8 protein-coding genes are annotated in these 14179 nt (G+C 53.9%); 3 read left to right on the top strand and 5 right to left on the bottom strand.

Features of this window, described 5'->3' with window-relative positions; genetic code table 11:
* Nucleotides 1-41 precede the first annotated feature (41 nt).
* A complete protein-coding gene (locus H2508_RS02715; protein ID WP_182168852.1) occupies nucleotides 42-1148 on the bottom strand; it encodes a metal-dependent hydrolase in 1107 nt (368 codons plus the stop codon).
* A 284-nt stretch (nucleotides 1149-1432) separates the two neighbouring features.
* Between H2508_RS02715 and H2508_RS02710 the strand changes: the two genes are divergently transcribed.
* Nucleotides 1433-2080, top strand: coding sequence for an OmpA family protein (locus H2508_RS02710; RefSeq protein ID WP_182168851.1), 648 nt, complete (start codon nucleotides 1433-1435; stop codon nucleotides 2078-2080).
* 12 nt (nucleotides 2081-2092) lie between these two features.
* Here the strand turns inward: H2508_RS02710 and H2508_RS02705 are convergent, their stop codons facing one another.
* Genes H2508_RS02705 through H2508_RS02695 form a run of 3 tightly spaced genes read right to left on the bottom strand, consistent with a single transcriptional unit; the run spans nucleotide 2093 to nucleotide 8172 of the window.
* Nucleotides 2093-5782: a translocation/assembly module TamB domain-containing protein gene (locus tag H2508_RS02705; RefSeq protein ID WP_182168850.1), complete on the bottom strand. Its 3690-nt coding sequence runs from the start codon at nucleotides 5780-5782 to the stop codon at nucleotides 2093-2095.
* Nucleotides 5779-7539 (bottom strand): autotransporter assembly complex protein TamA, encoded by a 1761-nt coding sequence (locus H2508_RS02700; RefSeq protein ID WP_182168849.1) that lies wholly within the window; start codon nucleotides 7537-7539, stop codon nucleotides 5779-5781. Before H2508_RS02700 ends, H2508_RS02705 begins: the two co-directional genes overlap by 4 nt.
* 3 nt (nucleotides 7540-7542) lie before the next feature.
* Nucleotides 7543-8172 (bottom strand): class I SAM-dependent methyltransferase, encoded by a 630-nt coding sequence (locus H2508_RS02695; protein WP_182168848.1) that lies wholly within the window; start codon nucleotides 8170-8172, stop codon nucleotides 7543-7545.
* Nucleotides 8173-8392: 220 nt separating this feature from the next.
* Here H2508_RS02695 and H2508_RS02690 point away from each other — a divergent pair, with 220 nt between their 5' ends.
* The gene (locus H2508_RS02690) at nucleotides 8393-8878 is read left to right on the top strand and encodes an asparaginase domain-containing protein (protein WP_182168847.1); all 486 of its coding nucleotides are present in this window, start codon (nucleotides 8393-8395) and stop codon (nucleotides 8876-8878) included.
* An 11-nt stretch (nucleotides 8879-8889) separates the two neighbouring features.
* On the opposite strand, the gene H2508_RS02685 is transcribed toward H2508_RS02690, so the two are convergent.
* The gene (locus H2508_RS02685; protein WP_182168846.1) at nucleotides 8890-10164 is read right to left on the bottom strand and encodes a DUF819 family protein; all 1275 of its coding nucleotides are present in this window, start codon (nucleotides 10162-10164) and stop codon (nucleotides 8890-8892) included.
* 243 nt (nucleotides 10165-10407) lie between these two features.
* On the opposite strand from H2508_RS02685, the gene putA reads away from it, so the two are divergent.
* Nucleotides 10408-14169, top strand: coding sequence for a bifunctional proline dehydrogenase/L-glutamate gamma-semialdehyde dehydrogenase PutA (putA, locus tag H2508_RS02680; RefSeq protein WP_182168845.1), 3762 nt, complete (start codon nucleotides 10408-10410; stop codon nucleotides 14167-14169).
* Nucleotides 14170-14179 lie beyond the last annotated feature (10 nt).

Below are 14179 nucleotides of genomic sequence, written 5' to 3'. Positions count from 1 at the left end.
GCCACTACTATCAACCTTCCCCATGATGGCCTACTCTTCGCTCAATACTTAGCTGAAGCCCTACTCTGATCTAGTCGCAGTTGGTCTACCGCTGGCACCGAGCGCTGGGCTGCTTGCTCGGCCAAACTCTGCAGTGGCAGAGACTCCGCGGCGCCAGTGAGCATAGACCATAAGTCAGCAAAACTGTCCCTGCCAGCCTGCCGGTGAGTGCGATAAGCGACGTGCTGATCACTGCTTGCTGAGGGATCTAACTCAATGCTCCACAAGGCCTGCAGCTCGTTAGGCAACATGGAGTAACGGATATCAATAACGCGCTGCGGGCGGTCGGGGTCTAAGGCCACATAACCATTGCTAAACCAAGTAAAGCGCGCGATATCTGTCGCCTGCTGGGAAGTGGCATCCAGCCAGGGCAGATCGCGCTCTAGATCTAAGCGAGCGATAGAATCACCGGGATAAACTCGCGGACTCAGGCCACTGCGCACTGCATCCACGTAGAAGCGATCCTCTGTTTGGTAGACCACCTTCCACAGCAGGATATTGCCAAAGCTGGGCTTGGCCTCCAGTCGTTGCACCTGGTGACCTCGCGCCGCAGCGAGCTGATGCCCTAAGTCCAGCGCACTATTGCGCTGCCACAAGCCCAGACTCATGTAGCCCAAGGCCCAGACCAGGGCTAACTGCGCTAAGCGTGGCTGTGCGCGTATCGCTGCAGCAGCGATCAGTAGCAGCAGCGGCAAGGTAAAGAGTGGATCGATAATCGATATCGTATTCCAGGCAATACGATCGCTACTAAAGGGCCACAGCAACATGGTGCCATAGGTGGTGCAGGCATCGAGCACAGCGTGGGTAGCGTAGCCCAAGCTGCAAAACAGCAAGCTGCGTGCAAAGCTCAGGCCCCGTCGACGCCCGATCAAAGGGTGCAACACCAATGCACACAGCAGGCCGCCAATAGGAATAAATATCAGTGAGTGGGTAAATTGCCGGTGATACTCAAGAAAAAGCAGAGGGTCTTCAGCGGAGCGGATTAGCACATCCAGATCGGCTGCCATACCGGCCAAAAAGCCCAGTAATAATGCTGCTACTGTATTGCCAGGCTTGCTCATAGATGCCGGCAGAGAGGCGCCCAACACCCCTTGGCTCAAAGGGTCCATCAAGAGCACCTGACACTTAGCTGAGCTGAGTTCTTAGCGGGACAAGGCCATATCAATTTTAACAAGGCAGTGATCTCCATCCTTTGGGCTTGGTTTAAGGCCGCCCTGAATAAAGGCTGCTGTAAACTACAAAATCTAGGGAAAAAGCGCTACTGTGTGCCGCTTCAGCCGATAACTCAGCGAGCGAACATATCGCTTTTCATGCTGTCCAAGCATGGCACAGGCTATGCAAGAGTACAGCTCTAGAGGCCTGAGTGACACAACAAACAAAGGGAGCAAGATTGATGGGAATGATTCGAAACGCCGCAGTGGCCGCAGCGGGCATATTAGCCTTAAGTGCCTGTACTACCAACCCCTACACCGGCGAGCGTCAGGTGAGCAAGGCAGCGACTTATGGCGGCGGCGCTGCCGCGGTTTGCGGTCTCGTCGGCGCCATTGACTCCAGTAAGCACGCACGCAACGCGGCCTTGGGTTGCGGCCTTGTTGGCGCAGGTGTAGGAGCCTATATGGATGTACAAGAAGCCAAGTTACGCGAGCAGTTGCAAGGCAGCGGCGTACAAGTTATGCGTGAAGGCGATAACCTACGGCTGATCATGCCGGGCAACATTACCTTTCAAACCGACTCTTACAACCTACGCCCAGATTTTTATTCAGTACTGAACTCAGTGGGTCAGGTCTTGAGCAAATATGCTGACACCACTTTGCGTGTCACCGGGCACACCGACAATACGGGCGGCCAGCAACATAACCAGAACCTATCGGAGCGACGCGCCGGCAGCGTTGCTGATTACTTAGTCACCCGCCAGGTCGAGCGCAGCCGAATGCTGGTTCAAGGCATGGGCTTTAACCAGCCAATTGCCGACAATAGCTCAGAGCAAGGACGCGCTCAGAACCGTCGTGTAGAGCTCTATATCATTCCCAAAACAATCTAAGCTCAGCCACGCTCAGTCGATATCAAAGCTGTAATAGAGATCGACTGAGCTCTCTAGACGACTCACCACCTCCAGCCACAAGCGTGTCTGGAGGTACAAACGAGCTGTCAAGACGTTGACCGGCTCATAGAGGCCCACTCCGTAAGACAGGTAGATTCGCTCGCCTATATAGCCGCTGACCGTCGCTGCCGTTTCATCATCCGAACCCTCGGCGCCAAACTCTACATGACTCAAGCCCGGCAAACTGTTCAAACCCTCGACAACTTTACTGCGGTTAACAATCCCTGTGCCCAGCGACAGAGCCAAAGCGGTGCCATCGGTACCAGCCCCAGCATCCAGGCCCCTGCCGCGAATTAAATACGACAAGGCTTCAGCCTGAGACTTGGCAGGATCACTATAAACATCCAGAGTCGGTTGCTCCAAGGTGCCTGTCACGCGAACCCCTGCAGTGACCTTTTCTAGGGGTATTTCGCGCTGGGCACTCAAATCCAGCTCGGGGTTTTCTGGATCCCCAGCAAACGAAATACGCCCCTGCTTGATCTCAAGGCGCTGGCCATAAGCGCGATATTCACCACCTAGGACTTTCAGGTTGCCATACAGCTGCAAGGGCCGACTTGGCTCCTGTTGCAACTGCAGCTCACCACCGACGGTAGCCTCCAAGCCACCGCCACTGATCTTGAACCTCTCGGCAATCATCACCCGCACATCAATACGCGTCGCAAAGGGCTTATCACCTTGGATCTCATTGCCAGCGTAATCGACCTGCACCACATCGGAAGACAGATCGATACTACCCTCAGGCAGCTCGGCTTGCTGGACTTCTCCCCTATCCACACGAACCCGGCCCTTTAAATCAACTAAGCCTTCACGGGCCTTGATAGATAGCTCGGGACTCACTACCACCTCAACACTGGGCGGATAAAGCAGGCGGTTATTTTGACCCTGCAGCTTCAAGTTCAGGGCCCAATCGGGTCTGGTTTCCAGCTGTCCGTTCAGGCTCACCTGGCCACCACCGAGCAGGCCACTTCCTTCGAGTAAAACATCACTGCCGCGCAGATCGATATCCACCGTGAGCTCACTGAGCTCGCTGGGGCTAGTGGCCAGCGCGACAAGGCCATTGCGCCATTGTAAGTGGCCAATGGCTCGGGGCTCGTCAACCGTGCCCTGCAGTGTCCAGCCGCCATGTAAGCTGCCTTCTAAGCGCGACAAACTGGGCACAAAGGGCCTCAGCGCGGCAAGCTCTAAGCCCTCCAGTCGCAGCTCGCCACGCAAAGCTTGCTGGGGATCTGGTGGCAAAACGGCATTGAGCTTGAGTATTTGCCGCGCGTCTCGCTGCAGTGCCAGCTGGACTTGCAGTTCAGAGGATTGATATAGCGCTTGTGCCTCAAGCTCATCCCAGCGCCAAGAGGCGAACTCACCCTGGCCTAAAGGCTGAGTGATTAAGCCTTCACGCAAGTGCAGCTCAGCACTGCCCTGCAGGCCCTGATCCCCCCCCCAATTGACACTGGCTACAGCACTAAGCTGGCCACTTAAATCAACCTCCTCGATGGCTAAAGGAGCTAACAAACTCAGATCCCCGTCTAGCACCACCTGCAATGCGCCCTGCGCGCCCAGCAGCGTTTGCTCCACACAGAGGCGGTTGGCTGTTGATTGCCAACAGTGATCAGCCACTGTCGCTACTGACTGATCAATAGTAAAAGTAACTGCCTGTTCTAAGTGCCACTGGCCAGCCGGGCTATCGACAACCGTGGGCTCCAGCCGGCCCTGCCACTGTTGCGCCGAACGCCTAGCTGAAGCCTGCAGCTTAGTGGCGATATCGCCAGTGCTCACCAGCCGCAGGCTGCGCTGCTGTTGATCGGCCTTTAGCAAGAGGTCCACTTGATCCAAAAACAGACTTCCTTGGCTAACACTGCGCAGCGTCAAGGCGGCTTCGAAGCGATCCAAGTTTTGCAGGCTGGCTTGACCGCTCAGTTCAGCACTTTCCATCTGCCAGTCCTGCCAAGCTAAATCGTCAAGCTCGGCGCTGAACAGCAACTGAGCGTCATCCCTCGCTAACGATGCCTGCAGCTCCATTGAACCGCGACTTCCTCTAAGCCAACGACCCAAGTCGGATAAGTGGAGCTTGATGTCGGCGGCACGCGCTTCCGGACGCCCACGCAAGCTGCCCTTGGCTCCATTGATATCAAAGTTCAGGTCGCCGCTAAGCCGGCTATCACTATCCACTGCAACATGCCCTTGGGCACTCGCTGGCAAGGCATTCACTGAGCCTGCTAATTGCAAAGCAGATAAATTCAGCGACCAAGCATCAGCATCCGACTGCAAAGTCAGATCTAAATGCCCTGCCAGGCGGCCAAATAAATAATCACTGAATGCTGGCAAGCTAAAGCCGGAAGAGTCCAAGCCTAGCTGCAATGCTAGGCTTTCGCCGTATATCAGCGAGCCCTCGGCCGCCAGCCCACTGCCCTCTTCACCTGGCTCCTGTAGGCTTAAGCGCTCTATCTCTAATCGCTGATCCTGATGGCTTAGCTTGAGTTCTACTTGCATAGCCTCATAGCCCGCAGCATTGAAGGCCAGACTAGCTTGTAGAGACTGGCTATCGAGAGAGCCCTCGGCCGAGAGACTCAGTGGCAATATAATTTCCACTGCAGGAGTAGTATCTGGGACAGTGATGTGCTCGGACAGCACAAGCGGCTGCTTGGACTCAAGACGCCCAGCGAGCCGAAAAGGCAGCTGTGGATCTAAAACATCGACCTGGCCATCCAGCTGCAGCGGCCAAGTCCCAGCACTGCGTAAGTTAAGCGCCAGCTCTGCTAAATCACCTCTGGCCTCGAGTGCCAATTGTCGCCCTGCCAACATTGGCCAGGGCAAGCTTTGGGCCGCGCTACCCTGAAGCGCGAAGGATAATGGCCAGTCGCCAGTAAAACTAAGTAGCCCCCGCAGACGAAACAGCCCCCAATCGGAGTGATTTAAGGCCAGCCGAGCCAACTCAAGCCGATCATCTCGCCAGCGGCCACTTACGCTCATCTGCTCCACTTGCATAGTTTCGCCGCCGATATTCCAGCCCGGCTGGATCAGCTGCAGTTTATCGACCGCCAGTTCGATGGGCAGCCACAGCTCTGGTAATTCAATGCGACCAGGAACTGAGGACTCATCTGCACTGGCATCCAGCTCTAGCAAAGGCTGTTGAATTGTCGCTTCAGTGATGTAAATGCCAGTGGCATTTACTTCCAAAGCCAGCTCTGCTCGCTGCTGAGACCAAGCACCACCTGGCCAGCTTAGCTGCAACTGTTTTAGCACCACATGCGGTGCCAAGACCTTCAAGGGCAGCAGCAAGCGACTGTTATCTGGTGTTTCATGTTCACTGGGCTGCTCATCACCCTCTTGGGCACTTTCTAGGACAGCAATTCGCGCCTCAGCCACCCGTAATTTACGCACACAGACAAAGGCCTGTAGCAAACAGTTTGGATTGAGACGCAACTGAACATCGCGCAACTCAATCTCAAGACCGTCGCTATTTAATGCCAGTGACTCCAGTCGCAAATCATCCACTAGTCGGCCACTGTGATAGCTCAACTCTAGGGGGCTATGACTAGAGAGCTGCTCAATCAACAAACGACTGCCAGCTCCACTAAAAGGTAGTGCGAGGACTACTAGCAATAGCATCAGCAATAGCAGTGAAATAGCGGCAATCAGACCTTTCAAAACTCTGCCCCAATATTGATATGAATGCGCCAACTCGGATCCTCGTCACTGACATTGCTAGCCAATTCCAGCTTAATTGCCCCAACTGGAGTCAGGTAATGAAGCCCAAAGCCAAGTCCGTAATTGGCGTCAAATTGCTCCTGATCAAAGGCGTCACCAGCATCAACAAAGAGAGCGCCACGCCAAGCACTACTGAACTGATACTGATATTCAAGGCTGCCCACCAACAACCTGTTACCGCCGACTACTAACTTTCTGCTGCTGCCATCAGCCTCTCTCTGCTTAAGTTCGCGCCCAACACTCTGATAGGCATAGCCACGCAAACTCTGTGAACCCCCGGCAAAAAAGTTAAGTGAGGGGGCTAGCTCATCGCGCTCTGAGTCACTGGCAAATACAGCACCTAGCTCCAAGCGAGCGACCAAACGATGCCGCTCACTGGGCAGTGTGGTGACATACACCAACTTGCTGTAGGCGCGCAGTAAATCCATATCAGAGCCCGCCTGATCACTGCCCAGTTCTATCTTGTAAAACTGAGATAAGCCGCGGCTGGGGTTGACCAGTGCCCCTTCTCGTTGTTTATGCGAAAGCGTAAAGCCAGGTAAGGCATAGTTGGCATCCCAGCTCTGGCCGTTCAGATCCCAGCGCTCACTTAAGTGACGCAGGGAATAAGCACTCACCCAGCGGCCTGAGCGAATTTCACGCAATGCACCTAACTCCTGTTGCTTACTGTCGATGTCGCCAAATTCATTCTGCTCTAGGCGAGCTTGAAGTTGCAGCACATCATTGAGCGGATGGGACAGCGGTATATGGTAAGTAAAGCGACCACTGGGATTGATCGCTGAATACTCCAGTCGTGTCTCCTGACTGTGGCCATAGCGGTTAATCAATGGCGTTCGCCAAACCAAGGACAGACGCTCCTCAGTGTCGGTGCTATAACCGATACCAACTTCAACGCTATGACGCTTAGCAGGAAACAGCTCGACGTCCAGCGGCACATGGAAATCCTCTGCTTGATCCACATGGGGCTGGACTAAGACACCAGAAAAATAGCCTGTGCGCTGCAGTTGCGATTGAAAGTTTTGCAGCTGAAAGAGCGAGAAAGGATCACCTTGGGCAAAGGGTCGCAAAGCTTCGACCTGCTTACTAAATAAGGTCAATTCATCCTGTCGAATTTCGCCAAAGCGGTAGCGCTGACCACTATTGTAATGCAAGCGAACGGTGGCCCGACGAGTTGCCGTTTCAACCTCTACTCGACTGACAGCGATCTGGGCATCGAAATAGCCCCGCTTTTGGCCCAAGGATAAGAGCGATTTTTTCATCGCCTCATATTTACCGTGGTGCAGCACCGCGCCCTCGGCCAAGGGCAGCTTGCTCAACAGGGCATTAAACTCTTGATCTTCAGCAGCGGCACCTGAGACCGAGACGTCCAATAAAGCAATAGTCACTGGCTCGCCGGCTGCCACCTCAATGCTCATCTGCCAAGGCTGCTTTGATTTGTCTACAGTGATATCGATCTCAGGGTGGTAGTAGCCCAGTGCTTGCAGGCCATTGACTACCCGATCTCTAGCGGAGACCAAAAAGTTGGAGCGTTCAGCCTCGGTCGTTGGCGCGGGGCCGAGCCAGGCGCTGACATTTTCTAGCTGAGCTCGGCTAAGACCTTGCACTTTGTATTTGAGGGTTTCAGCGGCCTCTACACTTAAAGACAGGCACAGCAATAAGGCACACCCGCAAAGGCGGGCATAATACTTCTTATGCATCAATCAAGCCTGCTTAGCGCCGAGCGCCGAGCCCCAATAGTTATAGCTGACAATACGAGGCGATTTAGGCAAGTACATCTGCTCCAGCCAATTCACTTCAAAACCTGCTTGGGCCAAGATCTTAGGGATATCACGATTGAGATTACAGCCTCCTCCAATACGGCGCCAAATGCCGTTGATACGATTCTGCCAGCGCTGCACGGAGACATCAGCTGCCTTGCCATGCTCACAGAACAAGAGTTTCCCCGTGGGGCGCAAGACTCGCCGCATTTCGAGTAATGCCTGCCCAGGGTCGGCTATAGTACACAGTGCGTAAGTTACTAGCACGGTATCGACACTATCATCTGGCAGGGGAATTTGCTCACCGGGGAGCCCGATAAACTCAACAGGTATCTCGATCTTAGCTACACGCTCGGCAGCTAACTTCCAGGAGGATTCAGAGGGGTCAAGGCCAATCACACGGCTCACCTGACGCGGGTCATAGAACGGCAGGTTCAAGCCCGAACCGATACCAATCTCCAACACCTCACCACTTGCTTGAGGCACAATTTTTTGCCGCTGACGCTGCATCGGCTTAGTGCCACAGCCACAATTGATGATATGTGGCAAAATATATTTATCGTAAAAGCCCACGCAATGAACCCTCGTCTATTTGGCTGCTGGGATTGGCGCTCGATACTGTGGTCAGTATAGCCAGATGCCAAGGAGGCGCCTACGCCATAATGCCCACTTCTGCGCGATAGCGCAGCCAGATAAGCTATTACCAGCCTAGGAGACGGCACTTTTTAGCTGCTGGAACCACAGGCCCCGCCACCGCTATACTATGGCTCACTTCACGCCAAATCATTGACTTATGAAACTACATATCATCACCACCGGCGGCACCATCGATAAAATTTACTTCGATGCAAAAAGCGACTTCCAAGTTGGCGATCCAGTCATCGGCGAGTTGCTTGAACGCATGGGCGTCAGTTTTGAGTTCAGCGTGGAATCTGCGATGCGCAAAGATAGTTTAGATATGGATGATCAGGACCGCGCGCGAATCAGGGCCCTGACCGAAAATTGTTCAGAGGAACACGTGTTGATCACCCACGGCACCGACGGCATGGTGGCCACCGCAGCAGCACTAGCCGGCATCCCCAATAAGCGTATTGTACTGACCGGCGCCCTGCAACCCGCTGCCTTTGCTCAATCAGATGCCGTATTCAACATCGGTTGCGCCATCGGCGCGGTACAAAGTAAAGCGCCCGGGGTCTATATCGCCATGAATGGGCGAGTCTTCGATGCCGATAAAGTCGTTAAAAACCTAGCAGCCAACCGTTTCGAAAGTACCCTCTGAGCTGCGGCGCACTAAACCGGCGCCGCCATCTGCATTAACACTGCACAGAGCCAAGCTGCGTAGGTACCCAAAGCGTAACCCAAGACCGCCAGCAACACTCCCACAGGGGCTAAAGCCGGATGGAAGGCCGCTGCGACCACAGGTGCAGACGCGGCCCCACCAACGTTGGCCTGACTTCCAACAGCGATAAAGAAAGTCGGTGCTTTAATCAATTTGGCCATCAGCAATAACAAAGCCGCGTGAATACTAATCCAGATCAGCCCCACGATGAAAATTCCCGGATAATTCACGATCGCTTTAATATCCATCTTCATGCCGATCGAAGCCACCAGAAAATAAATAAATACCGAGCCGACCCGAGACGCGCCCGCCGCTTCCAGCTTGCGTACCGGCGTAAAAGACAAGCCCAGGCCCACTGTGGTAGCTATGACCACCAGCCAGAAAAACTGGCTACCCAAGCTAAAACGGTTGAGCTGCGGCCAATTCGTGCTAATCCAAGGTGCAATGTTATCGGCTAGTAAATGCGAAAAACCCATTACGCCCAAGCCGATAGCCAATATCAGCATAAAATCAGCCAGCGAGGGATTGCGCGCGTGATGCTTTTGAAAGTGCTCTACAGCCATGCGCACTTCGTAGATAGCCGAACTGTCCGCACCGCGTTTTTCATCCAGGGCGTCGGCCCGACTGGCCATAATTAACAGCACCGCCATCCATAGGTTGGCAACGATAATATCGACCGCAATCATCGCGGGAAAGATTTCATCTGATACTTCCCACATTTCATACATAGCTGCTTGGTTGGCGCCGCCACCAATCCAACTGCCGGCAATCGTTGACAGGCCACGCCAAATTTCATTGGGCGAAGCACCACCTACTGTCTCGGGACTCACTAGCCCCACCAGTAAAATTGCAATCGGCCCACCAATCACAATACCAAGGGTGCCGGTTAAAAACATGATGATAGCTTTCGGCCCCAAAGCCACGATGCGCTTTAGATCAATAGACAGGGTCAGTAAGACTAAAGCCGCCGGCAATAAAAAACGCGAGGCCACATAATAAATCTGTGAATGCTCACCACTGATCAGGCCAGCGGTATTGAGAATAGACGGCAGCAAATAACACAATAATAGCGAGGGCACGTAGCGATAGAAGCGTTGAAATATCGCTTTACCAGAGTGCTCAGTGTAGAACACCAAGCCCAAACACAAGGCCAAAAGCCCCATGGTAACGGCATCGCTCTGAATTATCGGCAAGTTAGCAGCGCTGTCGGTTATTGGATTGGCCATAAGCCCCTCGCAGTGGCAAAGCACGCAGGATATATTCAGGACCCTTTGATTACCAGAAACAAGCCGCGATTAACAAAGGCTCTGGCCAAGCCAAAGGCCACCCAGCGATGGCCTCCTTGCTGTAGCCAAGTCCGCTTAAATAGCGACTGCTAAATCATCGGCCTAGAAATAAGCCACTGACACCGCGCTCTGCCGCAAACTGACTACACTTTATGGACCAACTCTATTTTGGGGTTTGAGCTCATGCTGTTTACTGGCTCTGTGACTGCAGACAATAGCCTGCGCACGCAACTGCGCTCACAGTATCGCGAAGATGAAGATCAACTGCTAGACAGGCTGCTGGCAATGGCCCAGATTAGCCATGCGGCGCGCAGCCGTGCTTGGCAGCGAGCGCGCAAACTAGTGCTGCACATCCGCGCCGAACAGTCGGGCAGCAGTAGTGTCGATGCGCTCCTTCAAGAATACGCGCTTTCTAGCGAGGAAGGCGTGCTACTGATGTGCCTAGCTGAAGCCCTGTTGCGAATACCCGACCAGCACAGCATAGAACGACTGATCCGCGATAAACTCAGCGCCGGCAACTGGAGCAGTCACCGGGGTAACAGCCCTTCACTATTGGTCAATGCCTCCACCTGGGCTCTTCTGCTCAGCAGCAAAGTGCTCCATTACAATGAGCAGAACCCAGCTGAGCCATTCGGGCTATTACAGCGCAGCATAGGGCGCCTAGGCGAAGCGCTGATTCGCAGCGCTGTTCGCTACGCCATGCAAAAGATGGGCAGCCAATTTGTCATGGGCAGCAGCATTGACAGCGCGATGGAGCGGGCCAAAGACTTTGAACAACGGGGCTACCGCTACTCCTACGACATGCTCGGCGAAGGCGCTCGCAATATGGCTGACGCCGATCGCTATTTCGCTAACTATATGAAGGCCATTGAAGTGATTGGCCGAGCTGCTGGGGCACGGGGACCGGTGGCTAGCCCGGGGATTTCGCTAAAGTTATCCGCCATTCACCCGCGCTATGAATTTGCTCAGCGTGAACGCCTTATGGAAGAGCTGGTACCGCGGCTTAAACAACTGGCCCTTGCCGCAAAGGCAGTGGATATTGGCCTTACTATTGACGCCGAAGAAGCCGATCGCCTGGACTTATCACTAGACATTATCGAGGCTGTTTTTTCAGATTCTGAACTAGCGGGCTGGAGCGGCTTTGGCATCGCCGTACAGGCTTATCAAAAACGCAGCATCCTAGTCATTGAGTGGCTGCGAGAACTAAGCCTGCGCGTTGGTCGGCAAATAATGGTGCGACTGGTCAAAGGCGCCTATTGGGATAGCGAAATCAAACAGGCTCAGGTTCAGGGCTTCGATAACTTTCCGGTATTTACTCGCAAAGCTTCAAGTGATGTGTCCTATCAAGCTTGTGCTGCAAAGCTGCTCGAATACCGAGACAGCCTCTACCCTCAATTTGCCACCCATAACGCCTACACGGTGGCCAGTATTTTGGAAATGTGTGATGACAGTCAGTGCTATGAATTCCAGCGCCTCCACGGTATGGGCGAAGCACTTTACGATCAAATTATCACTGAGACAAAAGTCGCTTGTAGGGTATATGCACCCGTTGGCGTCCATGCTGAACTGCTCGCCTACCTTGTGCGACGTCTATTAGAGAATGGCGCCAATAGCTCCTTCGTCAATAATATTGTCGATCAAAACTTTCCGATAGAAGCCTTGCTGGAAGACCCAGTGGAGCAAGTGCGCAATCTGCAGCACAAGTCCAACCCCTACATCTCCTTACCCGGAGCGCTCTACGGCAGTGAACGTGCCAACGCAAAAGGTATAGACCTTGGCGACCCACTGATCGTAACGGCCTACCGCAAAGCCATGAATAGCTTTTTGGATCAACTTCCACTGGATTACAGCAGCGGCGACAATAGCATCGAAGTCCGCAACCCAGCAGAGCACAAAGAACTCATTGGCCGGATTAGCTTCGCTGGGGAAAAGGACATCGATAGCGCCCTAGATCGAGCCCATGCTTTCTTTCCAACATGGTCCAAAACGCCGCTCAAAGTGCGCGCAGAGCTACTGCGTAAGCTAGCTGATGCACTGGAGCAGAACAGCGCTGAATTAATTGCCCTGTGTTGTAAAGAAGCAGGTAAAACGCTGGCTGATGCTGTCGCCGAAGTCCGCGAAGCGGTGGATTTCTGCCGTTACTACGCCAGCCTCGCAGAGCAACAAGAGTGCTCAAGTCCTGGCCGACGACCTCGAGGGGTGGTGCTCTGCATCAGCCCTTGGAACTTTCCTCTGGCCATATTTATTGCTCAGGTCTGTGCCGCGCTGGTCACCGGCAATACCGTAGTGGCCAAGCCCGCCGAGCAAACGAGTTTAATTGCCATTCTCTGCGCGCAATTAGCACAGGACTGCGGCTTACCGGCCCATGCTTTACAGCTCCTCATTTCACCCGGTTTGCCGGTCGGTGAAAGACTGCTACCCGATAAGCGAATTAAGGCAGTGATGTTCACCGGCTCGACGAAAACGGCTACTTGGCTCTACCGATCACTTGCTCAGCGGCCAGATGCGCCGCTGCCACTAATCGCCGAAACCGGCGGGCTAAACTGCATGATCGTTGACTCCACTGCCCTGCCCGAACAGGCCGTAGACGATATCATCAGCTCAGGCTTTCATAGTGCGGGGCAGCGCTGCTCGGCACTGCGCGTGCTGTTTTTACAGGAGGAAATCGCTGACAAAATCATTGCTATGACTATCGGAGCTATGGACGAACTGCATGTCGGCGACCCCGCCTGGCTCAAAACAGATATTGGCCCAGTGATCGATGCAAGAGCGCTAGAGCGCTTAAATCAACATGTCCAATACATGAGCAGTGCTGGGCGACTACTTCATACCTGCGCAGCCCCTGTGGGTGAGGGGCATAAGTTCTTTGCTCCCAGACTCTACGAGATCTCTGATTTATCTTTGCTAAAAGAGGAAGTGTTCGGGCCGATTGTTCATGTGATTCGCTATCGCGCAGAAGATTTTCATCAGGTCATCGAGCAAATCAATCACAGTGGATATGGCCTGACTTTTGGCATACACAGCCGCATTGACAGTAGCTGCCAAGAAGCCGCGCGCCTTATTCAAGCCGGTAATATCTACGTTAATCGCAATATGATTGGCGCTATTGTTGGCGTACAGCCTTTCGGCGGCCGGGGTTTGTCGGGCACAGGTCCAAAAGCCGGGGGACCTCATTACCTGAGTCGCCTAGTGAGCACAGCTGAGGAGGTCGAGCACAGCACAGCTCAGCGCCGCTTAGCCAGCGCCACAATCAACCCAGAAAAAATCCCCCTAAACTATTCCACTGTGCCCCAGCAGAACTGGGCCGGGCAGCCAGTAAACACTCGCCTATCAGTACTGCGCCAGTTTATTGCCCGCTACACCCTTCTTGCTAAGACCGAGAAAGCATGGCAGCTGGAAAGCGTAGTCAGCGCGGCCCATGAGCAATTACGCTTCGCTGGCCAGTATTTGGCTAAGCCCACAGTCTTAGCTGGCCCCACCGGTGAATCAAATACACTTATATTAGAGGCCCGTGGCCGTTTGTGCCTACTGCTAGACAGTGAGCAGCATAAGGGCGAATACCTCATCGCCCTTATCTCTGTACTGGTGGCAGGTAACTCAGTGCTGGCCCTAGCTGCCGATGACTTGCTCAACAGCTGGCAAGAATTGGCAGATGCCCTTAAGGCTGCAGGCCTTCCCGAAGGGCTCTTCGAGCTTGCCCCGCTTAAGTGTGCCGCCGCGGTACTCAGCTCAGACTCCCTCGATGGCGTGTTGCTTCATCCCCACAGTCACTATTTGCATGATGTCTCACAACGACTGGCTCAGCGCTCTGGCGCGATCACAGCGCTAATTTGCACTGTCGATTCGCAAACACTGTTACAACAGAACGTGCTAGAAAAGACCATCAGCATCGATACCACCGCCGCTGGTGGCAATGCCTCACTACTGACGCTGCCGAGCAATTAGCGCAGCTTGA

Origin of the sequence: Sediminihaliea albiluteola, assembly GCF_014077625.1 — a bacterium.
In the GTDB taxonomy this organism is placed as follows: domain Bacteria; phylum Pseudomonadota; class Gammaproteobacteria; order Pseudomonadales; family Halieaceae; genus Sediminihaliea; species Sediminihaliea albiluteola.
This window is presented reverse-complemented; position numbering and strand designations above follow the sequence as displayed.

What these genes read in the sequence shown, in the direction of transcription:
- H2508_RS02710 (WP_182168851.1), top strand. Translation starts at nt 1,433, where the DNA reads ATGGGAATGATTCGAAACGCCGCAGTGGCCGCAGCGGGCATATTAGCC.
- H2508_RS02685 (WP_182168846.1), bottom strand. Translation starts at nt 10,164, where the DNA reads ATGGCCAATCCAATAACCGACAGCGCTGCTAACTTGCCGATAATTCAG.
- H2508_RS02700 (WP_182168849.1), bottom strand. Translation starts at nt 7,539, where the DNA reads ATGCATAAGAAGTATTATGCCCGCCTTTGCGGGTGTGCCTTATTGCTG.
- putA (WP_182168845.1), top strand. Translation starts at nt 10,408, where the DNA reads ATGCTGTTTACTGGCTCTGTGACTGCAGACAATAGCCTGCGCACGCAA.
- H2508_RS02715 (WP_182168852.1), bottom strand. Translation starts at nt 1,148, where the DNA reads ATGGACCCTTTGAGCCAAGGGGTGTTGGGCGCCTCTCTGCCGGCATCT.
- H2508_RS02690 (WP_182168847.1), top strand. Translation starts at nt 8,393, where the DNA reads ATGAAACTACATATCATCACCACCGGCGGCACCATCGATAAAATTTAC.